This is a genomic window from Streptomyces sp. NPDC107538 (assembly GCF_055657445.1).
Genome location: NZ_JBVKAY010000020.1, coordinates 88,614 through 109,108 on the forward strand (window position 1 = coordinate 88,614; position 20,495 = coordinate 109,108).

A 20,495-nucleotide genomic window follows, 5' to 3' on the forward strand; every position below is an offset into this window, starting at 1 on the left:
GTACAGCGACGAGTTCCAGCAGTACGACACCCAACCCCACCGAAACAGCCACAGGCCCCGCCGGAAGGCCCACCACCCCCGGCGGCTCGGCCACGAGCCCCGGCACCTCGGCGGCCGGCTCCGGCACAAGGGCAAGCAGCCCCCACAGCGCAGCCGCAAACCCGAGCGGGGGCGCAGCCACCCCCGAGGGCAGGACCACCAGCCCCTCCAGCCACCCGAGTTCGGCGACCAGTCCCGCCCGGTCAGCGACCGATTCCGGCAGGAGCGCGGCCACCCCCGGCGGCACGGCGACCGCCCCCGGCGCCACCGCCGCCAACCCCGGCGTCAGCCCCACCAGTTCGGCGACGCGCCCCAGCGGCCCCGCGGCCATCCCCAGCAGTGCGGCGCGCAGTTCCGCAGGCACCCCGGGCACCCCTGTAGGCGTCCAACGGGCGGTGACAGGGTCCACGGGTACGGCGGCCGGCGCCGGGAGCATGGCCACCGGTTCCGCCGAAGCCGCAGTCGGCCCTCGTGGCACCGCAAGCAGCCCCGGCGACACCACGACCAGCCCGGGCACCGTCAGGGCCTCCGGCCTCGGCACCCCCATATCCGCCACCACAACGGCGAACCCCCAGCAGCCAGCGGCCCGCCCCGCCACCACGACGGCGAACCATTCGGCCCGTACGGCGAGCGGCCCCGGCCCCGCGCCCACCACCCCCGCCACGCGGACACCCGCCCCCGGCACCCCGGTGGCGAACATCCAGCGCGCCCCGATGACCCCCAGTGCCACCCCGAACGGCCCCACGTCCACCACCGGCACACCCCCGCGCCCCACCACCTCCGGCTCCGACACCAAAACAGGCACCCCCGGCCATACGACGACCTCGCCCGCCGGTGCCCCCACCAGCCCCCCGGCGACGCCAACCGCCCCCGGCGGCACGGCAGTCGGCCCGAGCGGCGTCCGGAAAGCGACCCCCGCCCCCGCCCCTGCCCCCCACCCCGTTCAGCGCAGCACCCCCAGCGGGCCAAGGCGCATGGGCCTCGGCGCCCCCACCTCGGGCCCCGTCCCGACCTCCCCGGCCCCGACCCCGGCCTCACCAACCCTCCCGACCACAGCCACCACCCCCTCCCAGCCCACCGTCACCACCCCCGCCCCCCGCCAACGCCCCCTGCTCGGCGCCCCCCTCTCCACCCCGCCCCAGGACACGAAACCCCTCTCCCCCGGCGGCGGCGCGAACCCCGTACAACGAGCGACGACACCACCCCCAGTGCCCCCCAAAAACCCCGCCCCGCACCCAGCAGGGGCGCGGGGAACTGCGCGACCAGCCACCACGAACCCGCAGCCGCTCACCACCCCAACCCACCACCCCCTCCCGCGATCCCCCCTCCCGGCCCGCCCCCTCACCCCCACCCGCGCCCTCACCTCGGCCCTGCCCACCCCCACCCCACCCCCGGCCGTGCAACGCCGCACCACCCCCACCGCCGTACCCCTGCGCCGCCCGGCCACCCCGGGCACCGGCCCCGCCGTACAACGCCTCACGACGGCCGGCCCCACGTCAGCGTCACGTACCGCCCTCCCGCTCGCCGTCACCCCCACCACACCCCCGCAGACACCCCAGCGCACCAGAGCACTCACCCCCCAGGCACCCGCACCCGCACCCGCACCCATCCAGCGCGCCCCGGAAGCCCCCCTCACCCCCACCCCCGCCACCACAACCACAGCCGTCACACCCGTCACGGCCACCGCGCTCCCCCCGGCCGAAACACCGCACCGCACCGCCACCGCCACCCCCGCCGACCCGCCCGCCTACTCCGCCGTGGACGAGAACGCCGCCCCCGGCGCCCAGCTCGACCCCCGCGCCCTGACCGACTTCCAGCTGGACGAACTCACGCACAAGCTGATCGGCCGGATCACCCGCCTCGTCCGCACCGAACTCCGTATGGACCGCGAACGGATCGGCAAGCTCCGCGACCCCCGCCACTGACCGCCACCGACCCGCACCACCAGAAAGGCCCACCCCGATGCCCCGCGATCTCGACCCGGGCTCCACCATCTTCTTCACCCTGACGATCGACGGCGAGAGCCTCGGTTACTTCAACGGGTGTGAGGGGCTGTCCTCGACCGTGGAGATCGAGCACCGCCAGGAGGGCGGGAACAACGGGTTCGTCTGGCAGTTCCCGTCGCGCGTGACGTTCTCCAACATCCGGCTGACGCGCCCGCTGACCCCGGACACGGCGAAGGTCGCGGCCTGGATCTCGTCCGTGGCGACGGGCGTGAAGCGCCCGACGGCCCAGATCGCGGCGCTGCGCGCGGACGGCTCGGAGGTGGCGCACTGGGGCCTGATCGACGTCCTGCCGGTGAGCTGGCAGGGCCCGTCCCTGGACCCGGCGAACCCGAGCGTGGCGACCGAGGTCCTGGAGATCACGCACCACGGCTTCACGGACTGACCGGCGGAGACACCCGGACACGGACAGGGCACGGCCAGGGCACGGCCAGGGCACGGACAGGCACAGGAACAGGGGCAGGGACAGCAGATGGCGAAGGGCAGCAAGGGCGGCGCGGGCAAGAGCCTCGTGCGGGCCACACTGGCCATTCACGAGCCGCCGGTCGGGACGAGCACCACACCGGGCGGGCTGAAGAAGACGTTCAACTTCGAGTTCAACCCGGCGGAGCTGACCCTGCGCCAGGGCGCCCAGTGGAAGCGGACGACGAGCGCGGCCGTACGCGACGGCGCGCTGCCGGAGTTCATGGGGCCGGACCCCCGGGAGATGAACGTCGAGATCTTCCTCGACTCCTCCGACAAGCCGAGCGGCACCACGGTGCTGAAGAAGGTGGACACCCTGCTGTCGTGCTGCGAGGTGACGGCCAAGAGTCTCGCCGCGAAGCAGCCGTCGCCGCCGTGGGTGGTGTTCCAGTGGGGGGCGTTCTCGACGGCCCGTTTCACGGCGTACGTCAGCTCCGTGGACGTCACCTACTCCCTGTTCGGGACGACGGGTGTGCCGATCCGGGCCGCCTGCCGGCTGACGCTGCACGAGATCCCCAGCCGTACCGAGGGGCAGAACCCGACGTCGGGCGCGCTCACCGCGCGGAGTGTGCACCGGGTCGTGGCGGGCGACTCGCTGCAGTCGCTGGCGTGGCGGGAGTACGGGAACGCGTCCGCGTGGCGGGCGATCGCGGAGGCCAACGACATCGACGACCCGAACCACCTGCCCACCGGCACCGAACTCGTCCTCCCGGCGGCCGGGGAGGTGGCCTACTGATGGGCGGCGGCCAGGCCGGAGACCCGTCCTTCTCCAACATCATCGAGGTCACCGTCGACGGCAGGAAACTGCCGACCGACTACGCCGACCTGCTGGTCGGCGGCTGGGTCGATCTCGGGGCCGGGGTGCCCGGCGCGTTCCGGCTCACCTTCCGGGACCCGCACGGGCTGGTGCTGGGCAAACTGAACGTCAGGTTCGGCTCCCTGGTCGTCATCTCGCCCGTGGCCGGCGGCAAGGGCGCGGGCTCCCCGGTGTTCACCGGCGAGGTCACCGGCATGGAGACCGACTACGACGGCACCGGCACCTTCACCGTGGTCCGCGGCTACGACGCGGGCCACCGGCTGATGCGGGTGCGCAGGGTGGCGGCGTACCGCAACCAGACGGCCGCCGACATCGCCCGCAAGCTGGCCGGGTTGAACGGCGTCCCGATCGGCCAGGTGCAGTCCACCAAGACCGTCTACGACTTCATCAGCCAGTCCAATGTGACGGACTGGGACTTCCTCGCGCGGCTCGCCGACGAGAACGAGATGGTGATGTCGCTGGACGCCAAGGGCAAGTTCCAGTTCGTCAAGCCGAAGCCGGCGTCCGGCGCACCCCCGGCGACCGCCCCCGGCAAGAAGGACCCCTACGAGCTGAAGGCCGGCGTGGACATCCTGCGCTGCCGGGCCGCCGTCACCGCCGCCGACCAGGTCGACAAGGTCGAGGCGCGCGGCTGGAACGTCACCACGAAGAGGAAGATCACCGCGCTGACGAAGGCGAGCGCCAACCCCGGTATCGCCATCGGCACCACCCCGCAGAAGGCCTCGAACCCGTTCAAGGCCGCCAAACTGGTCGAGACCGAGACCCCGTACGACCTGCAGACCGAGGTCACGCACGCGGCCGGTTCCCTCGCCGACGACATCACCTCCTCCTTCGCGGAGCTGGAGGTCATGGTGCGCGGCAACCCGCTGCTGCGCCCCGGCGTGCCGATCACGCTCTCGGACGTGGGCGCCCCGTTCGAGGGCAAGTACACCTGCACCTCCGTACGGCACACCTTCGGCGACGGCAGCCACTACGAGACCTGGGTGACCGTCAGCGGCCGGCAGTGGCGCTCGCTCTTCGGCCTGACCTCGGGGGGCGGTACGGCGGCCCCGCGGATGCCCAGTGTGGCCAACGCGCTGGTCACCGACGTCCAGGACCCGCTGAAGCAGGGCCGGGTGAAGCTGCAGTTCCCGTGGCTGGACGACACCTATGTCAGCGACTGGACGCGGACCGTGCAGTTGGGCGGCAAGGGCGGCGGCGGGATCTTCCCGCTGGACGTCGGCGACGAGGTGCTGGTCGCCTTCGACCGGGGCACCCTCGACCATCCGTTCGTCATCGGCGGTCTCTACAACGGCGTGGACAAGCCGACCCCGGTGAAGGACGTGTGGCTGCACGACCCCGTCAAGAAGAAGGCGATCCGGCACACCCTGTCCGACCGGGAGGGCAACCGCGTCGACCTGCTCAGCCAGCAGACCGGACTGCGCAAGCAGGGCGTACGCCTCGCCACCGGCAACGACCGGCTGATCATCAACCTGGACCGGACGAAGACCGAGATCACGGTGGACAGCAAGGGGGCCGTCTCCATCAAGGGCGGCACCTCGGTGTCCGTGCGGGCCGGTACGAATCTCTCCCTGACCGCGGGCGGAACCCTGAACCTCAGGAGCGGCGGCCCGCTCAACATCCAGGGCGGGGGGCTCGTCAGCGTCAGGGCGGGCGGCGCGGTCAACATCACCGCGGCGGCCGCCCTCAACCTCACCTCGGTCGGCACCGTGCAGGTCACCGCCGCGGGCTTGCTGGGCCTCAAGGGCCTCAAGGTCGACCTGATGGGTGTGTTCTCCGTGAACACGATCAAGTACCCGTTCGGATGACCCGGACGGCCCGGCTCAACAACAGCTTCGAGCCTCACAACAGCGTCGAGCTTCACAACAGCTTCGAGAAGGAAGGGGTGGCCCACTGATGGCCGAGCAGTTCGTCGGATCCGGCTGGGCGTTCCCGCTGCGGATCGGACCCACCGGGGGCATCGCCCTGGTCAGCGGGGAGCGCGAGGTCGAGGAGGCCATCCGGCTCGTGCTGGCGACCGCGCCGGGTGAGCGGCCGATGCGCCCCGAGTTCGGCTGCGCCATCCACGACCTGGTGTTCGCGCCGGTCAACGAGGCCACCGCCGGCCGGATCCAGCACGAGGTGTACACGAGCCTCGACCGCTGGGAGCCACGGATCGAGGTGACCGACGTCGAGGTGACGGCGGGCGCCGACCAGGGCGTCCTCTTCATCGACGTGCAGTACTCGATCCGCGGCACCAACAACCCGCGCAGCCTGGTCTTCCCGTTCTACGTCATCCCCTCCCACGACGAGCCGGACCTCGCTCCCGAAGGCTCCGACCGTCCCGAAAGCGACCGCTGATGGCCCTGCCCTCCCCGAACCTCGACGACCGCCGGTTCCAGCAGTTCGTCGACGACGCCAAGCGCTACATCCAGCAGCGGGCCCCGGAGTGGACCGACCACAACGTCTCCGATCCCGGTGTCACCCTGGTGGAGACGGTCGCCCACATGGCCGACCAGATCGTCTACCGGCTCAATCGGGTGCCGGAGAAGAACCATCTGGCGTTCCTGGACCTGGTGGGCATCACCCTGTTCCCGCCCTCGGCCGCCCGGACGGACGTGACGTTCTGGCTGTCGGCGCCGCAGGAGGAGCCGGTGCCGCTGCCCGTCGGCACGGAGGTCGCGACGCTGCGCACCGAGAGCGAGGAGGCGGTGGTCTTCGCCACCGAGCGTGAACTGAGCGTCGTCCCCTGCGAGTTGCGGTATCTGGTCACCCAGCGGCCCGGTGAGCCGGTCGCCGACCGGACGGCCGACCTCGCCGAGGGCAAGGACCTGATGTGCTTCGCCGAGTCCCCGCGGCCCGGCGACTGCATGCTGTTCGGCCTGACCGCCGCCGTCCCGCACTGCGCGATCGTGCTGGAACTGGACAGCGTGGTCGACGGTGTCGGCGTGGACCCGCGGCAGCCGCCGCTGGTCTGGGAGGCGTGGACCGAGGACGGCTGGACGGAGTGCGAGATCGACCGTGACGGCACGGGCGGTCTGAACCGTCCGGGCGAGGTCGTGCTGCACATGCCCGGCGCGCACACCCTGTCCCGCACCGGCGGCCAGGAGGCCGGCTGGCTGCGCTGCCGGGTCACCGACCCCCTCCCCGACCAGCCCTTCTACACCACCTCGCCGACCGTCCGGGCCGCCGAGGCCTTCACCATCGGCGGCACCACCACCGTCGTACACGCCGAGACCGTGTACGACGAGGCGCTCGGCGAGTCCACCGGTCTGCCCGGCCAGCGGCTGCGCCTCGCCCACTTCCCCGTGGTCGGCGACACCCCGCCCGTCCTCCTGCAGACCGCCGAGCACGACGGCTGGACCGACTGGGACGTCGTCCCCTCCTTCGCCGCGTCCACCTCCTACGACCGGCACATCACCCTGGACTCCGCCACCGGCGAGATCGCCTTCGGCCCGGCGGTACGGGAGCCCGACGGCACCCTGCGCGAGTACGGGGCCGTCGCCCCCAAGGGCGCCGTCATCCGCGCCGTGCGCTACCGCACCGGCGGGGGCCGGGCCGGCAACGTCGCCCGGGGCGCCATCCGGGTGCTGCGCACCTCCGTCCCGTACGTCTCCGAGGTCGTCAACCGCGAGGCCGCGCGCGGCGGGGTCGACGCGGAGACCGTGCAGGAGGCGAAGGTCCGGGCGCCGATCACCCTGCGCGCCCAGGAGCGTGCCGTGACCCTGCGCGACTACGAGGAACTGGCCCGCCGCGCCGCCCCCGAGACCGCCCGCATCACCTGCCTGGAGGGCGAGGAGGGCGAGCACGGGGCGTACGCGGTACGGGTGTTGGTGGTCCCGCAGGCGGTCCCGGACCCGGGCGGCCGGCTCCGCTTCGAGCAACTGGTGCCCGGCGACGCGCTGTTGCGCCGGATCACCCGCCACCTCGACGAACGGCGCCTGATCGGGACGCGATTGGCGGTCGGCCCGCCCTTCTACCAGGGCATCACGGTCGTCGCCACGCTGCACGCCTTCCGGGGCGTGGACACCGACCGCGTCCGCCGCCAGGCCCATGACGCGCTCTACCGCCATCTCGACCCGCTGACCGGCGGCGCCGACGGCCGCGGCTGGCCCTTCGGCCGCCCCGTCCAGTCCGGCGAGGTCTTCGCCGTCCTCCAGCGCGTCCCCGGCGTCGAACTCGTCGACGACGTCCAGCTCCACCCCGCCGACCCCCTCACCGGCAAACGAGGCGACCCCACCAACCGCATCGACCTCTCACCGCCGTCTTTGGTCTTCTCCTTCGACCACCGGGTCCGAGTGATCGGGGACAAGCCATGAGGACGGCCCTTGATGGGGCGCAGCCCCAAAAGGGGCGCGGGGAACTGCGCGAGCAACCACGACGGACCCGCAGCCGCCGACGCACCGCACCCCCCGAGCTCCTGGGCGCACTCGGAGGCCACATATGAGGGGCTCCATAGACAACCTCGGCTCCTCCCACCCCATCGGCACGATGCTCCCCGCCGTGTTCGCCGACGACGACCTCGCCCAACGCTTCGTCGGCGGCCTCGACGACGTCCTCGCCCCGATCCTCTCCGTCCTCGACTGCCTCGACTCCTACTTCACCCCGTCCCTCGCCCCGGTGGACTTCACCCAGTGGCTCGCGGGCTGGGTGGGCGCCGAGACGGACGGCACGGAACCGGAGGACCGCCTGCGCGCGGCCGTCGCCGCCGCCGCGTACCTGCACCGGGTACGCGGCACCCGCCGAGGCCTCTCCGAAGCCGTACGCCTCGTCTTCGGTGTGACCCCGGAGATCACCGAGAGCGGCGCCGCCACCTGGGACGCCCGCCCCCTCGGCCCGGTCCCCGGCGAGCCCCGCCCACGCCTGCACGTACTCCTGCGCCTGCCCCACCCCACCCCGGCGGACGAACACCGGCTGGACAGCCTCGTGGCCGCCGCCCGCCCCGCCCACATGCCCTACACGGTCCAGGTGACCGCCGCCGAAAGGATCCCCGAGAGATGACCAGCCCGACCCCCGGCACCGGCCAGGCCCAGAGCTGCGCCGAATGCGGAACCCGCGGGGAGCCCGGCCAGTCCTTCTGCGACGCCTGCGGCGCGGTACTCGGCTGGTCCGGAACCCCGGCCCGAGCGACCGCGGGCGCCACCACGGGCGAGGCCCCGGCCACGGCGACCGCCGCCCGTACGACGGACCCGGCCCCCGACCGCCCGACCGACCCGGCCCCGGCCGCCGCACCGGCGAGCGCACCGGCAAGCGCGGGTGCAGTCGCCAGTGCCAGTGCAGGCGCGGGTGCGGGCGCGGGTCGCGCGGCGGCTCCCGGCGAGCCCGGCTGGGACGCCTTCGCCCACCCGGGCGCCGGCACGGGCACGGCCCGCACCGCCCACGACACCGGCCAGCCGCGAACGGCCACGGCCACCGCCCCCGAGACCGCCACGACGGTACGCACGGACGCGCCCCCCACCGCCGAACCGACCCCCGCGAGCAGCACACCCCCAGCCGCTCCCCCGGCGGCCACCCCCGATCCGACCCCCGCACCCCACCCCCGACACGACGACGAGGCCCCCACCACCCCCCTCCCCACCCCTGCCGCACCCGCCCCCTCCGCCGCAGACCGGGCCAGGTCCCTCCTCGTCCCGGTGGCCGATCCCGAACCCCGTGCCCCGGCGGAGCCGGCCGTCGCACCCGTGCTGCCGGGCCGCCCGGATGTCCAGCGGCCCCAAGTACGCACTCCCGGACCGGAGTTCGGCACTGAGGGCGGTGTGCCGTGCCCGTGGTGCGGGACCCCGACCCGACCGGACCGGCACTTCTGCGCACGCTGCGCGATGCCGATGGCCGGCCGTCCGGAGGCGCCGGGACGGCTGCCGTGGTGGCGCCGGATGCTGAACGGCCGCAGCACGGAGACCCCGTGGGCGGGCGACCGCCCGCGTCTGCGCCGCGGCTTCGGCGCGATCATGAACTGGGTGATCGCCGCCGTCGTCGTCGCCCTGGTCGTCACCCTCGCCTTCCAGGCCGACGACGGCTACCAGGCGACCCGCGACCACTTCGCCAAGCGCACCAAGGTCTACGCGGTCACCTACAAGGCGTCCCGTTCGTTCCCCGGTCACAACCCGAAGCTGGCCTTCGACAACTACAACAACACGTGGTGGGGTCCGGGCGTCACCCAGGCCGGCGAAGGGGAGTGGATCGAGGCCCACTTCGAGCAACCCCTCCGGCTGCTGGACGTGGTCATCACTCCGGGCGTCTCGAAGAAGCCGGACCAGCTCGCGGAGTCGGCCCGCCCGCACCGCATCGAGGCGACGATCACCGCCGCCGACGGCACCAAGTCCACCAAGTTCATCACCCTCGACCAGACCGCCGGCGCCCAGAGCCGCAAGTTCCGCGTCGGCAGCGCCGAGACCGTCCGCTTCACCATCCGCTCCTCCTTCGGCGCCGACGACAAGAAGCAGGTGGCCATAGCCGAGATCGAGTTCTTCGGCCGCTCCAGCGGCAGCAGCAGCTGACCCGAGCGACCGCCGCACACACAACCGGCCCCGAAGCCGCACGGTCCGACGACCTGTGCGCCTTCGGGGCCGCTGTCCGTGAACCCGCCGGCCCGGGCTTCGGTTACGCCCGGAACTCCGCCGGCCTCTCCGGCGAAGCCTCGGCCAGGGCCTTGGTCACGGCCTCGGTGCCCGCGCGGAGGCCGTAGACGGGGGTGTCGGGCTGTTGGCGCCAGGAGTCGTCGAGGCCGCCGGCGTCGACGGTGTCGAAGCCGAGGTCGTCGATGAGGGCGCGGATCCTGGTCTTGGCCGCCTCGTCGTCGCCGGCGACGGGGAGGGCGAGGCGGTCGGCGTCGCCCGCGGGGCGGGGGCGGTCGAGGATGTCCTGGGCGTAGGTGCCGTTGAAGGCCTTGATCACGGGGTGGCCGATGTGCTGCTCGGTCCAGCGGCTCTCGGTGAGGCCGTCGTCCTCGATCGCGGCGATCCTGCCGTCGCGCTGACGCGGGTAGTAGTTGCCGGTGTCGAGGACGGCGACACCGTCCGCCGCGCCGTCGAGGAGGCCGGACGGCAGGTCCGGGACCGCCTTCAGCGGGATCGTGATCACCACGACCTCGGCGCCGCGCGCCGCCTCCGCCACCGGGACCGGGGTCGCGCCCGTCTCCTCGGCCAGTGCGGTGAGGGTCTGCGGACCGCGGGAGTTGGCGACGGACACCTCGTGGCCGAGGGCGGTGAGCCGTCGGGTGAGGTTGCCGCCGATGTTGCCCGCGCCGATGATGCCGATCTTCATGACAGGTCGCCCCTTGCGTCGCGTTTCATGCATGTGCATGCACTACTGGGGCCAACCGCGCCGTACGCACTCCTATTCCGGCGCGCCCTGCTGCTTTGACGACGCGGGGGCGCCCCCGTCGTATGCGACGGGAGCGCCCCCGGGGCCCTGGCTCACTTGTTCAGGTGGGCCCAGAACTCGTCGAACGACAGGAGCTTGTCGCCGTTGAGGTCGCGGGTGCGGATGATGACCTCCGCCACGGACTCGGTGACGTTCCAGTCGCCCCCCTGGGCCAGGGCGGTCTTGAACTCGGCGGCGGTGATGAACCCGTCACCGTCCACGTCGATCCGCTGGAACTCCTTGCGCGCTGCCTCGATGTCCGCCACCGATCCGCCCCTTCTTGGTGCCCTGCCTCTGTGAGACAGTCCTGCCTACAGTCCTACTGACGCAGGTCAGATTAACCGGCCACCCGGGCCCGCAGTGCGGCGACCACCCACGCGAACTCCTCCGTGTGCGCCGACAGCGGCTCCACACCCCGCACCAGCGAGGCCAGCTCCCGGAACCGGGCCAGCTCGGCGTGGGCCGCCGAGGTGACGCGTTCCAGCAGGACGGCCCGGTCCGCGTCGCCGAGCAGCCCGGACAGCACCTCGTCGGCGGCGGCCGAGGCCGGGTCGACGCCGTCCCTGAGCGCCTCCCCCGCCAGCTGCACCAGCCGGCTCATGAACCACAGCGAGGTGCCCGACGGCACCCGCGGCCCCCGGTCCGCCGCGTTGAACTCCACCGTCTGCCGCATCCGCGCCCGGAACGCCGGGTCCTGCAGCATCTCGGCCAGCTCCACCCACGCGTCGACCTGCTCGGGCGTGGGGTCCTCCGGCAGATCCGCGAGGCTGAACCGCAGCCGCGTACGGATGTCGGGGTCGGCGGTGTCGAGCCCCCCGAAGGTCTCCTCCATGAAGTCGTCGATGATCCGCCCGCGTTCGGCGGCGGACAGCCGGGCCAGTCTGTTCATCAGGGTCATCTCCTCCGCGGTCGAGCCGCGTCGCGCCACGGTCGACAGCACCGCCCGGGTCATCTTCAGGGCCCGGATCTGCGCGTCCAGCGCGGCCACATGGGTGGCCGCGACCTCCGCGACGGTCGTCTCGCCGGTGAGCACCCGCCGTACGTCGTCCAGGCCGAGCCCCAACTCCCGCAGGGTGCGGATGAGTTCGAGCCGGGCCACGGACGCGGCGTCGTACAGCCGGTAGCCGCCCGCGCTGCGGGTGACCGGGTGCAGGACACCCTCGTCGGACCAGTAGCGGATGGTGCGCACGGACAGACCGGAGCCGCGGGCGAGCTGCCCGATGGTGAAAAGGCCGGTGCCGTTCTCGATCATGTCTGCGAGTGTGGGCCTTCCAGTGGGTGGAGACTCAAGGAGCGGGGGAAGAGGTCCGGCGATGGAGAGCTTGCGGGACATTCTCGACGCGGCGGCCCTCGGGGTCTTCCCGCCGGCGGACGGCCGTACGACGGTTGTCGCCCAGCACTCCCCCCGGGACGCGGGGGTCCTGTGCTTCACCGCGCACTCCGTCGTCTTCACGGACGAGGATCCGGAGTGGGTGCGCGAGAGCCTGGCGTCGATGGAGTGCGACGCGCTCTCGGCGAGCATGAACCCGCGGTTCCTCGCGGCCTTCATGGAACGGACCGGCCGTACGGCCGAGACCATCGACGCGATGCTGGTCGCCGCGCCCCTGCCGGGCGAACCGCCGCTGCCGCTGCGGGAGATCGAGGACGCCGGGCACCCGCGCGTCGCGTACGCGCGGCACCGCCGGGACGAGGTACGGGTCTGGGCGGCGGCCGGCGGTGTGCTGACGACGGGCCGCGGTATCGCCGGGCGGCTGGAGGTCTCGGTCGAGGTGGACGAGGCCTCGCGGCAGCGGGGGCTGGGCCGGGCGCTGGTGACCGCCGCGCGGCATCTGGTCACCGAGCCGCTGTGGGCGCAGATCGCGCCGGGGAACGCCCGCAGCGTGCGGGCGTTCCAGTCGGCGGGCTACCGGCCGGTGGGCTCGGAGATACTGCTCAGCGCCCGGTAGCCGGCGGGGCCGCCGGGCGCGGTGGGCGCGGTGGGGGTCAGTGCCAGGGCCGGTAGTGCGGGTTGCTCTCGCACTCGCTCATCTTCTCCGTCTTGGTCTTCTTGTCGACCGGGCAGACACCGATGACGAACTCCGTCCGGATGCCGCCGGGGAAGGCGACCTCGACCTGGTCGGCCCACTTGTGCTGGTCGCCGATGGTCTTGTTGACGTCCACCCCGCCCGGGGCGTCGATGTAGTAGTTGTAGCCGGACTTGTACCAGGTCTTGTACAGGTCGTGGTCGTAGGTCGTGGAGACGTACGGCGAGGGCTGGTTGACCAGGACGTAACTCTCGATGTCGTACTGCCCGTCGATGACGTCCTTGGGGAGGAAGCCCTGCTCGAAGACGACCGCCGGGCCCCGGCTGTCGCTGCGGTACAGCGTGCCGCAGGTGGTGCGCCAGACCGGGTCGGGCGTGATGCGGTCGACGTCCACGCGGCGGTCGGCGGCGGCGTGCACCGGGTCGTCGAACCGGGGACAGGTGGGGGCGGCGGCCTTGGCCGGCGTAGCGGGGGCGGTCTGTGCCGGAGCGGTCGCGGCGGAGGTCGCGAAAACGGCGGAGAGGGACAGGACGACGGCGGCGGCCCGGCGCCGCGCACGAGAAGTGATCATGCTCAGCACGATCTCGGCTGCGCGGCACCGGGCCGGGGACCGTCACTCGTACGGAGGCGTGTCAGCCCAGACGGTTGTCATCGGTCACCGCGGGTGGTCACGGGTCACCGGAAGACGCCCGTGTGGCCGAGCGAGTAGCGGCCGGGCTGCGGGTAGACCGCGAGGCCGTGCGGGCCGCTGCCGACGGGGATGCGGGCGAGTTGTTCCCCGGTGCGGGTGTCGAGGGCGTACACCTCGGAGTCGTAGCGGCCGGAGAGCCACAGGACCTTGCCGTCGGCGGAGACGCCGCCCATGTCGGGGCTGCCGCCGTCGGGGAGGTGCCACTTCTTGGTGAGCTTGTTCTCGGTGAAGTCGAAGACCGACACCGTGCCCTCGCCGCGGTTGGAGACGTACATCTCGCGGGAGTCGCGGCCGACGTAGAGGCCGTGGGTGCCCTTGCCGGTGGGCAGGAGCGTCGGTTCGGCGAACGTGTCGCCGTCGAGGACCCACATGCCGTCGGCCATCATGTCGGCGATGTAGAAGCGCTTGCCGTCCGGGGAGATCTTCACGTCCTGCGGCATCGCGCCCTCGAACGGCAGTTTCTGCTGTCCGATCACCTTCATCTTCTCGGTGTCGACCTTCAGCAGTTCCCCGCTGAACTCGCACGACACGATGAAGTACCTGCCGTCCATCGAGAAGTCGGCGTGGTTGACGCCGTAGCAGGTGACCGGCTCGGTCTTGACCCGCTTCATGGTGTGCGGGTCGCGGAAGACGAGTTCGCGGTCGAGGGAGGCCATGACGACGGCGTACTCGCCGTTGGGGGTGAAGTACAGGTTGTACGGGTCGTGCACCTCGACCGGCTTGCCCGCCTTCCCCGTCTTCGGGTCGATGGGGGTGAGGGTGTGGCCCCGGTTGTTGTTGACCCACAGGGTCTTGAGGTCCCAGGACGGCACGACGTGCTGGGGCTGGCGGCCCACCGGGATCGTCTCGACGATCTCGTACGTCTCCGGGTCGATGACGGTGACGGTGTCGGACTCGCTGTTGGGGACGTAGACCCGGGACGGGAAGTCCTTGACCACCGGGGAGAGCCGGTTGGGGCGGTCGGCGGCGTAGACGTCCTTGGGGTCCAGCACGGGCGGCATGCCGTGCAGTCCCCGGATCGCCGCCCGCTGTTTCTTCTTCCGCTCGGCGGCTTCGGCTTCGGCGGCGGCCCGGTCGGCCCGGATGCGCTGCTGCTGCTCGTCGGTCCTGGCCGCAGAACCGCACGCGGCGACGGCGACGAGAACAGCGGCGGCGAGGATCGTGCGCTGCACGAGGTTGTGCTGGGTGTGGGTGCGCTGTTTCGGAGCGCGCGGGCTGAGATCGGGGGGCGTCGTCACGCGCACAGTTATAGAGAGCGGAACGGAAATCTTCGGCGATTGGCCCGTTTGACGGAGATCCGCGTCGGGTGGGCTCAGGCGGCCGACGGCCTCATTTTGCAGAAGGTGTCGGCTGACGCAAAGGGTCCCGAACCATCGTGGCGAATTCCGGCGAGTCGTCGAACGGTTGTTGACAGCCGACCTGCTTGTACCCCCAGGACTCGTAGACCGCCTTGAGGCGACCATCGGACAGAGCAGGGTTGACCAGCAGAGTGACGCGCTGCTCTTGGCGCTGCGACAGCAGTTCCTCGTGCAGAGCCCTGGCGACGCCTTGGCCGTGGGCACCGCGCCACGGTCGGCGAGTGAGGATCTCGTTGAGCGCGAGGGTTCGCTTGCCGTCTTCCTTCACGTACGCGTCAGGGAGCGGTTCCCGCTCCGCAGACCACCAGGCGGTGCTCTCGCCGAGCGGTACGGCGAAGACGTACCCGACCGGTTCCTGACCGTGGTAGGCGACGACGGCCTCCCAGCCGGGGCGGGAAGAGTACGCCGACAGCCGCTCGTCGAACCGGTCGCGCTGGTAGAACGGCCGATCCATCAGTCCGAACTCTCCACGCACCTCCACGTGAATATCGATGATGAGCTGCCGTACTTCGGCGACATCGCGGGTCCTGCGATAGGTGATCGTGCCGCTCAAGTGGCTGTCCTCCGGTACTCAAGCCACGCGGCGCTCTCGGCACTGCGCGGCGCTACGGTCACGAGTCGGGTGGTGAAGTCCTTCAAAAGCGTGCTCACACGGCCGTTTACGGTCATCGCGGCGGGGACGTTCTGAGCTGTGGCGACGGCCGGCTCGATGTCGCCTTGGCCAAGTTGGGCCAAGGCGAGGTTCGCGTACGTCAGTGCACGGTTGCGTGCGAGGTCGGGCCGTAGGCCCGCGAGGCATCGGTGAGCGTGGCGCTCGGCGTCCTCCCACCTGCCAAGCCGCAGGTAGGCGAAGGTGGCGAGGCTGTCCAGTTCAGCCTGGTCGTAGAATGCCATCCACGGCGGGCGGTGTCTCGCCTGGTCGGCACGGTCGTAGCCGGCTTGTGCGAGACCGATGGCACGAAGAGCGCTACGGTCGTCTCCCATGTCGGCGTGATAGGTGGCGAGTCGGGCCGTCGCGAGCGAGGCATACAGCGAGTCGCATCGGGTGATGGATGTCGCGCGGGCTGCCTCGGCTGCCGCGACGGCGTCAGCGGGGCGACCGAGGTGGCGATACATGATCGCAGCGTGGCCCCACACGCGGAAAAGTACCTGCCGGTTCTTGGCCAGACCGGCGAGCGTCACCGCCCGGTTGAGATAGGGCTCCGCCTCGGTGAGCCGTCGGCCGTCGATGGCCGCCCACATGGCGCTCGCCGTGAACGCGGCTGCGACGCCATACAACTCCGACCGAATACGCGCCGACGCCATGTGCGTGTTCTGCAATTGCGCGGTCTCTTCGGCGAGCTTTGCCGCGTGCTGTTGGAGCTCCCGCGTTCCTCCGTACTTGTCGTCCATGCTGACCACGGCCGCCAGCTTGGCATTCATACGGTCGACATCGGCGGAGCCGAGTCGGCGGCGCTCGGCGGACGGCGCGGTCAGTGAGGCTCCAGCGGCGGCGGCCGCGGCAAGGAAAGTGCGGCGATACAAGGGGTCGTCCTCGGGTGTGGGGCAGGAATCTACGTTCTTCCTCCCCCGAGGAACAAAGCCTGACTCCGCAGCCGGCAGACCTGTGATGTTCTCAAGTGCCGTCCTCAACTGACCGTTGGGAGAGCGGTGTTCGCCGCTCAGCAGCTTGAAGATGTGCCTTTCGTTGACCTTCCCATAACAGCCGGTCAAATCTTCGATCGCCTTGTTGACCAGGGACATCAGCTCCCTGACAAGCACTCCATGCCGCTGCATCCACGATGCGAGCGCTTCGTTCCGTGTTCCCGGCATGACTGAACGTTAGAGCGGGGCATCCGGACCAAGAGTAAAGAGAATGCCAAAACGGCAGGTGCTTTGCGAGCGACGCCCGGTCCAAACGGCATCGCCAACAGCATTGGTGCGGCGGTTGTCTGAGTACCCGGAAAGAGCACGACCGTGGACCAGGGAGTCCCTTGATGCCCCACCCCGAAGACGCAGGACCAACCAGCCCTCCAGCGGTAGGCGCCCCCGCCGAGCCGGAGTCCGGCAAGGATCGTGACCTCGCAGCCCACGTCCGATCCTGGCTCCTGGCCGCCGCGTTCGAACCGGAGAAAGCCCGAGAGCAGTGGGCACAAGGAGGGCTGGCACTCATTGGGTGCGGCGGCCTCCTCAGCACCGTCCGGATCTCCACCGCCTTGGTGTACGCGGCTGCCGACACGAACATCGCTCGGGATGTGGACGTCTTCCTCTCCGAGGCGTTGCAAGGCCACCCCGTGTTCATGGACAGGCACGCCCGGTGGTACTACGTCCTCGTGCCGTCGAGCGCCAGGCGGCGTCCGGAATGGCGAACCACCGGACCGCGCCACGACTCGGACATGGAGTTCCTGGGGATGGGCTCCTACGTGGGTGTGCCACGGCCCGAGGCCGTCGATCCGGACGCGGAGCGCTCGTACTGGTGCGTTCCGACAAGAATCCCTGGTGCCCTCGCCGACCCGGACACGGTCCAACAGTTCCTGACGTTCGCCGTGCGCAGACGGGCGCAGGCGGCGGAGATGCCGACGGCCGAGCACGGGGACGCCCCGCCGCTCACGCCACGTTCCGCCTGAGCCGACTCCGGAACGTCCTCTCACCCCACACTGCACCATCCGTGAAGGAGAACCCTCATGGTCTCGCCCTTGTACTTGCCCCACCCTGTCATCGAGCAGCTGAACGAGACGCAGGTACGGACGTGGAACAAGTACTTCGCCGGTACGGGGCACGAGCGCCCCCGCAGCGTCGAGGAAGGCATCTGGCGCCGTACCCAGGACCCGGCCAACGCCGAGCAGTCCGGATGGAGCAAGGACTCCACCGGCCGCCGCCGCATCGTGCACTACCGCTACGACTACGACCTCGACTACACGTTCCCCGTACCCCGACTGGTCCTGGCGGAGCTGTACCTGTACGTGTCGTACACGGCGCCGGCCGAGGAGATCCGCGCGTACGCCAAGCAGTTCCAGGGCTGGATCGCCGAGGGCAGGTGGAAAGAGAGCACAGCGGGCGGATGGCACCGTGGCGACCTGGCCGTCGTCGCCACCCAGTACGACATCCACCCCCAGGACGAGCGCGCCGACCGGCCCACGCCCGACGGCTTCCATTCCCTGGACGTACGGTTTGCCTCCGAGTGCTACCTCACCCCGCCCCGGCCTATGCGCCAACTCCCCTGGGACGTCCTCGCCGGCGGCATCCGGGTCAAGGAACAACGGGGCAACCCTGCGTACGCCGAGGACCTGACGGGCCTCCTCGACTTCCTTCCCTTCCAGGTGGAAGTCGGCTGCGGCACCAGCATCGAGGCCGGTGTCCCGCCGCTGCACTATCTCCATGAGGTGTACCGGGTCACCGACCGGCGCGACAACACGCTCACCCAGGCCCACGCCTTCACCCTCGATCCAGCGGCGGACACGCTCGTCCAGGAGATGCTCCTCTCCCCCTTGACCAAGGCCGAGCACCTCACGCGGATGTTCGCCGCGTGTTTCGTGGCCGAGCCGACCCCCGCGCACCGGGCCCTCAAGGCACTCCACGACGCCGGGCTCATGGTCGGCCCTGCCATCACCCACAACTTCGACACACTGTCGGCACGCGCGGGACTACCGGAGGTCTTCGTCCGCCGTTACGACCAGAAGATCCCACCCGTACCCCTTCTCGACAAGGCCAAGGCCCTGCTCGTAGTCGGTCTGCACGCCGACCGGCGGGAGGTACAAGCCCGTGCGCGGGAACGGGGCATGCGGATCTTCTACGTGGACCCTGAAGGCCTGATGGAGAACGGCGCCTTCAAGGAGTACCCCATCGAAGGAGCGCGGGAAGGCGACGTCGTCGTCCGGTCGGGGGCCATTCCCGCCCTGACCGGACTGTGTGACCACCTCGGCATCACCCTCTGAACAGCCCATGGCCAAGGCTCAACTCCCCTCGGCCCGGGGGCGATAGCGTCGTGGGGCGCACTCCTTGTGCGACCCACGACAACCACCCACACCAAGGAACAGCAATGCGCGTTTCGGTGATCGGCTGCGGGCACCTCGGTGCTCCGCACGCCGCCGCGATGGCCGAACTCGGTCACGACGTCATCGGGGTCGAACTCAACCCGGAGACGGTCAAGATGCTCCAGAGCGGCCGGGGCCACTTCTACGAGAAGGGCCTGGACGAACTGCTGGACCGGCACATCCGCGCAGGGCGCCTGCGGTTCACCACCAGCCTGAGCGAGGCCGCCGAGTTCGCCGACCTCCACTTCGTCGCGGTCGGAACCCCGCTGCGGGCAGACGGCCGGGGCTACGACGTCGGCCAGGTCGTCGGCGCCGTACGCGCCCTCGCACCACTACTGCGGCGGCCCGCCACCATCGTCGGCAAGAGCACCGTCACCGTCGGTACCGTCGCCCGCCTCCAGGAGATCATCACCGAGCACGCCGGATCGGCCGGAGTCGACCTCGTCTGGAACCCCGAGTTCCTGCGGGAGGGCCACGCCGTCGAGGACTCCCTGTACCCCGACCGTATCGTCGTGGGCCTGACTTCCCCTGCTGCGGAGAAGGCCGTACGTGCGGTGTACGCACCGATCCTCGATCGCAAGGACACCGAGTTGATCGTCACCGACCCGGCCACGGCCGAGGTCCTCAAGAGCGCGGCGAACGCGTTCCTTTCCGCGAAGATCAGTTACATCAACGCCATGGCGGAGGTCTGCGAGATCACCGGCGCCGACGTCGCCACCGTGGCCCACGGCATCGGCATCGACCCCCGCATCGGCCACGGCGGCATGCGGCCCGGCATCGGCTACGGAGGAGGCTGCCTGCCCAAGGACGTCGCCGCCTTCACCCACCGCGTCGGAGAGATCGGAGCCACTGGCGCCGCAGAGCTGCTGAACGCCGTGGAGAACGTCAACCACGCCCGGATGGACGCCGCGCGCGACCTGGTGGAGAAAGCTCACGGCGGCCCGCTCGACACCGCGACGATCGCCGTCCTCGGCGCCTCCTTCAAGGCGGGCACCAGCGACGTACGGAACAGCCCCGCACTGCGCCTGGCCGGTCTCCTGCACTCCTCCGCCGCCCGCACCGTCATCCACGACCCCGAATCGGTCGCCGCCGCACGGCAGTTGCACCCCGAATACACCTACGCCGAGGACATCCGCACCGCGCTCGACGGCGCCGACATCGTCGTCCTGGCCACCGAATGGCCCGAGTTCACCAAGGACGCCGCCCTTCCCGGGACAGCGGCCCGAGTGGTACGCCGCCGCGTCCTGGTCGACGTACGCACAGCCATCGACACCTCCGCATGGACGGCCGCCGGCTGGACCGTGCATCAACTCGGCCGCCCTGTACAGCACCCCAGGGCCTGACCCAGCCGGGCGGGCCGCCGACGACACGACGGGAGACCCACATGCCCCAGCCCCAGCACGCCGACCTGTTCACGCGGATTCGTGCACTGCGCGGCCGTGACGAACGCCGCCTCCGGGCCGGTGACCCTGAGGTGGAAACACTGCTGCTCCTGGCGAAGGTCTCCGAAGAAGCCGGTGAATCCGTCGAGAAGTACCGGCGCTCTCGCGGCTGGGGCACGGACGGTGTCACCAACGCATCAGCGACCGACGTGTATGACGAGCTGTGCGCCACGATCATGGCTGGGCTGGTCGCGCTGGACCGGATCTGCCCGAATGCGCCTGCCCACTGGGAGCGATACCTGTCGTACGGGTACGAGCGTGCCGCCCGCGAGAACACGGACGCCGCCGTGGAGCCGTAACGAGGC

The 20,495-nt window shown here is 71.1% G+C and carries 20 protein-coding genes and 1 pseudogene; 13 read left to right on the plus strand and 8 right to left on the minus strand.

Annotated features, from left to right (window positions below):
* Nucleotides 1-832, minus strand: a pseudogene (locus ACZ7MG_RS39960) (hypothetical protein); the annotation flags it as partial.
* A 604-nt stretch (nt 833-1,436) separates the two neighbouring features.
* On the opposite strand from ACZ7MG_RS39960, the gene ACZ7MG_RS39965 reads away from it, so the two are divergent.
* From ACZ7MG_RS39965 to ACZ7MG_RS40000, 8 genes are all read left to right on the plus strand, one after another.
* On the plus strand, nt 1,437-1,964 hold the full coding sequence (locus ACZ7MG_RS39965; RefSeq protein ID WP_471946662.1) for an extensin: 528 nt from the start codon (nt 1,437-1,439) through the stop codon (nt 1,962-1,964).
* A 37-nt stretch (nt 1,965-2,001) separates the two neighbouring features.
* A complete protein-coding gene (locus tag ACZ7MG_RS39970) occupies nt 2,002-2,427 on the plus strand; it encodes a phage tail protein (RefSeq protein ID WP_037695699.1) in 426 nt (141 codons plus the stop codon).
* Nucleotides 2,428-2,514: 87 nt separating this feature from the next.
* Nucleotides 2,515-3,240, plus strand: a complete 726-nt coding sequence (locus ACZ7MG_RS39975; protein ID WP_471396069.1) for a CIS tube protein — start codon at nt 2,515-2,517, stop codon at nt 3,238-3,240.
* Nucleotides 3,240-5,129 carry a VgrG-related protein gene (locus tag ACZ7MG_RS39980; protein ID WP_471396066.1) on the plus strand — a complete coding sequence of 630 codons (1,890 nt, stop codon included), beginning with the start codon at nt 3,240-3,242 and terminating at the stop codon, nt 5,127-5,129. Before ACZ7MG_RS39975 ends, ACZ7MG_RS39980 begins: the two co-directional genes overlap by 1 nt.
* 88 nt (nt 5,130-5,217) lie before the next feature.
* Entirely contained in the window at nt 5,218-5,661 is a 444-nt protein-coding gene (locus ACZ7MG_RS39985; RefSeq protein WP_471396064.1) for a GPW/gp25 family protein, read from the plus strand.
* Nucleotides 5,661-7,619: a putative baseplate assembly protein gene (locus tag ACZ7MG_RS39990; RefSeq protein WP_471396062.1), complete on the plus strand. Its 1,959-nt coding sequence runs from the start codon at nt 5,661-5,663 to the stop codon at nt 7,617-7,619. The genes ACZ7MG_RS39985 and ACZ7MG_RS39990 overlap by 1 nt, the downstream gene beginning before the upstream one ends.
* A gap of 124 nt (nt 7,620-7,743) precedes the next feature.
* Nucleotides 7,744-8,301 carry a phage tail protein gene (locus tag ACZ7MG_RS39995; protein ID WP_471396061.1) on the plus strand — a complete coding sequence of 186 codons (558 nt, stop codon included), beginning with the start codon at nt 7,744-7,746 and terminating at the stop codon, nt 8,299-8,301.
* A complete protein-coding gene (locus tag ACZ7MG_RS40000) occupies nt 8,298-9,797 on the plus strand; it encodes an NADase-type glycan-binding domain-containing protein (RefSeq protein WP_471396060.1) in 1,500 nt (499 codons plus the stop codon). Before ACZ7MG_RS39995 ends, ACZ7MG_RS40000 begins: the two co-directional genes overlap by 4 nt.
* 103 nt (nt 9,798-9,900) lie before the next feature.
* Here ACZ7MG_RS40000 and ACZ7MG_RS40005 read toward each other — a convergent pair whose 3' ends face one another.
* From ACZ7MG_RS40005 to ACZ7MG_RS40015, 3 genes are all read right to left on the minus strand, one after another.
* Nucleotides 9,901-10,563: an NADPH-dependent F420 reductase gene (locus ACZ7MG_RS40005; RefSeq protein ID WP_471396059.1), complete on the minus strand. Its 663-nt coding sequence runs from the start codon at nt 10,561-10,563 to the stop codon at nt 9,901-9,903.
* Nucleotides 10,564-10,715: 152 nt separating this feature from the next.
* Nucleotides 10,716-10,928 (minus strand): EF-hand domain-containing protein, encoded by a 213-nt coding sequence (locus tag ACZ7MG_RS40010; RefSeq protein WP_471396058.1) that lies wholly within the window; start codon nt 10,926-10,928, stop codon nt 10,716-10,718.
* Nucleotides 10,929-10,999: 71 nt separating this feature from the next.
* Nucleotides 11,000-11,914, minus strand: a complete 915-nt coding sequence (locus ACZ7MG_RS40015; RefSeq protein ID WP_471396056.1) for a helix-turn-helix domain-containing protein — start codon at nt 11,912-11,914, stop codon at nt 11,000-11,002.
* A 61-nt stretch (nt 11,915-11,975) separates the two neighbouring features.
* Between ACZ7MG_RS40015 and ACZ7MG_RS40020 the strand changes: the two genes are divergently transcribed.
* A complete protein-coding gene (locus ACZ7MG_RS40020) occupies nt 11,976-12,608 on the plus strand; it encodes a GNAT family N-acetyltransferase (protein ID WP_471396053.1) in 633 nt (210 codons plus the stop codon).
* Between the two features lie 37 nt (nt 12,609-12,645).
* Here ACZ7MG_RS40020 and ACZ7MG_RS40025 read toward each other — a convergent pair whose 3' ends face one another.
* The 4 genes from ACZ7MG_RS40025 to ACZ7MG_RS40040 form a co-directional block, all read right to left on the minus strand.
* Nucleotides 12,646-13,257 carry an ADP-ribosyltransferase gene (locus ACZ7MG_RS40025; RefSeq protein ID WP_471396051.1) on the minus strand — a complete coding sequence of 204 codons (612 nt, stop codon included), beginning with the start codon at nt 13,255-13,257 and terminating at the stop codon, nt 12,646-12,648.
* 104 nt (nt 13,258-13,361) lie between these two features.
* On the minus strand, nt 13,362-14,615 hold the full coding sequence (locus ACZ7MG_RS40030) for a YVTN family beta-propeller repeat protein (RefSeq protein ID WP_471396048.1): 1,254 nt from the start codon (nt 14,613-14,615) through the stop codon (nt 13,362-13,364).
* 91 nt (nt 14,616-14,706) lie between these two features.
* Nucleotides 14,707-15,288: an N-acetyltransferase gene (locus ACZ7MG_RS40035; protein WP_471396047.1), complete on the minus strand. Its 582-nt coding sequence runs from the start codon at nt 15,286-15,288 to the stop codon at nt 14,707-14,709.
* Nucleotides 15,285-16,478, minus strand: a complete 1,194-nt coding sequence (locus ACZ7MG_RS40040; RefSeq protein WP_471396045.1) for a Tat pathway signal protein — start codon at nt 16,476-16,478, stop codon at nt 15,285-15,287. The genes ACZ7MG_RS40035 and ACZ7MG_RS40040 overlap by 4 nt, the downstream gene beginning before the upstream one ends.
* A 233-nt stretch (nt 16,479-16,711) precedes the next feature.
* On the opposite strand from ACZ7MG_RS40040, the gene ACZ7MG_RS40045 reads away from it, so the two are divergent.
* The 4 genes from ACZ7MG_RS40045 to ACZ7MG_RS40060 all read left to right on the plus strand — a co-directional run bounded on the left by ACZ7MG_RS40045 (nt 16,712) and on the right by ACZ7MG_RS40060 (nt 20,489).
* A complete protein-coding gene (locus ACZ7MG_RS40045; protein WP_471396043.1) occupies nt 16,712-17,341 on the plus strand; it encodes a hypothetical protein in 630 nt (209 codons plus the stop codon).
* A gap of 57 nt (nt 17,342-17,398) precedes the next feature.
* Nucleotides 17,399-18,649, plus strand: a complete 1,251-nt coding sequence (locus ACZ7MG_RS40050; RefSeq protein WP_471396041.1) for a hypothetical protein — start codon at nt 17,399-17,401, stop codon at nt 18,647-18,649.
* Nucleotides 18,650-18,753: 104 nt separating this feature from the next.
* Nucleotides 18,754-20,091, plus strand: a complete 1,338-nt coding sequence (locus ACZ7MG_RS40055; protein ID WP_471396039.1) for a UDP-glucose dehydrogenase family protein — start codon at nt 18,754-18,756, stop codon at nt 20,089-20,091.
* Between the two features lie 41 nt (nt 20,092-20,132).
* The gene (locus ACZ7MG_RS40060) at nt 20,133-20,489 is read left to right on the plus strand and encodes a nucleoside triphosphate pyrophosphohydrolase family protein (protein ID WP_471396037.1); all 357 of its coding nucleotides are present in this window, start codon (nt 20,133-20,135) and stop codon (nt 20,487-20,489) included.
* Nucleotides 20,490-20,495 lie beyond the last annotated feature (6 nt).

What these genes read in the sequence shown, in the direction of transcription:
- ACZ7MG_RS39970 (WP_037695699.1), top strand. Translation starts at nt 2,002, where the DNA reads ATGCCCCGCGATCTCGACCCGGGCTCCACCATCTTCTTCACCCTGACG.
- ACZ7MG_RS39975 (WP_471396069.1), top strand. Translation starts at nt 2,515, where the DNA reads ATGGCGAAGGGCAGCAAGGGCGGCGCGGGCAAGAGCCTCGTGCGGGCC.
- ACZ7MG_RS39980 (WP_471396066.1), top strand. Translation starts at nt 3,240, where the DNA reads ATGGGCGGCGGCCAGGCCGGAGACCCGTCCTTCTCCAACATCATCGAG.
- ACZ7MG_RS39985 (WP_471396064.1), top strand. Translation starts at nt 5,218, where the DNA reads ATGGCCGAGCAGTTCGTCGGATCCGGCTGGGCGTTCCCGCTGCGGATC.
- ACZ7MG_RS39990 (WP_471396062.1), top strand. Translation starts at nt 5,661, where the DNA reads ATGGCCCTGCCCTCCCCGAACCTCGACGACCGCCGGTTCCAGCAGTTC.
- ACZ7MG_RS39995 (WP_471396061.1), top strand. Translation starts at nt 7,744, where the DNA reads ATGAGGGGCTCCATAGACAACCTCGGCTCCTCCCACCCCATCGGCACG.
- ACZ7MG_RS40000 (WP_471396060.1), top strand. Translation starts at nt 8,298, where the DNA reads ATGACCAGCCCGACCCCCGGCACCGGCCAGGCCCAGAGCTGCGCCGAA.
- ACZ7MG_RS40005 (WP_471396059.1), bottom strand. Translation starts at nt 10,563, where the DNA reads ATGAAGATCGGCATCATCGGCGCGGGCAACATCGGCGGCAACCTCACC.
- ACZ7MG_RS40015 (WP_471396056.1), bottom strand. Translation starts at nt 11,914, where the DNA reads ATGATCGAGAACGGCACCGGCCTTTTCACCATCGGGCAGCTCGCCCGC.
- ACZ7MG_RS40020 (WP_471396053.1), top strand. Translation starts at nt 11,976, where the DNA reads ATGGAGAGCTTGCGGGACATTCTCGACGCGGCGGCCCTCGGGGTCTTC.
- ACZ7MG_RS40025 (WP_471396051.1), bottom strand. Translation starts at nt 13,257, where the DNA reads ATGATCACTTCTCGTGCGCGGCGCCGGGCCGCCGCCGTCGTCCTGTCC.
- ACZ7MG_RS40040 (WP_471396045.1), bottom strand. Translation starts at nt 16,478, where the DNA reads ATGTCCCTGGTCAACAAGGCGATCGAAGATTTGACCGGCTGTTATGGG.
- ACZ7MG_RS40045 (WP_471396043.1), top strand. Translation starts at nt 16,712, where the DNA reads ATGCCCCACCCCGAAGACGCAGGACCAACCAGCCCTCCAGCGGTAGGC.
- ACZ7MG_RS40050 (WP_471396041.1), top strand. Translation starts at nt 17,399, where the DNA reads ATGGTCTCGCCCTTGTACTTGCCCCACCCTGTCATCGAGCAGCTGAAC.
- ACZ7MG_RS40055 (WP_471396039.1), top strand. Translation starts at nt 18,754, where the DNA reads ATGCGCGTTTCGGTGATCGGCTGCGGGCACCTCGGTGCTCCGCACGCC.
- ACZ7MG_RS40060 (WP_471396037.1), top strand. Translation starts at nt 20,133, where the DNA reads ATGCCCCAGCCCCAGCACGCCGACCTGTTCACGCGGATTCGTGCACTG.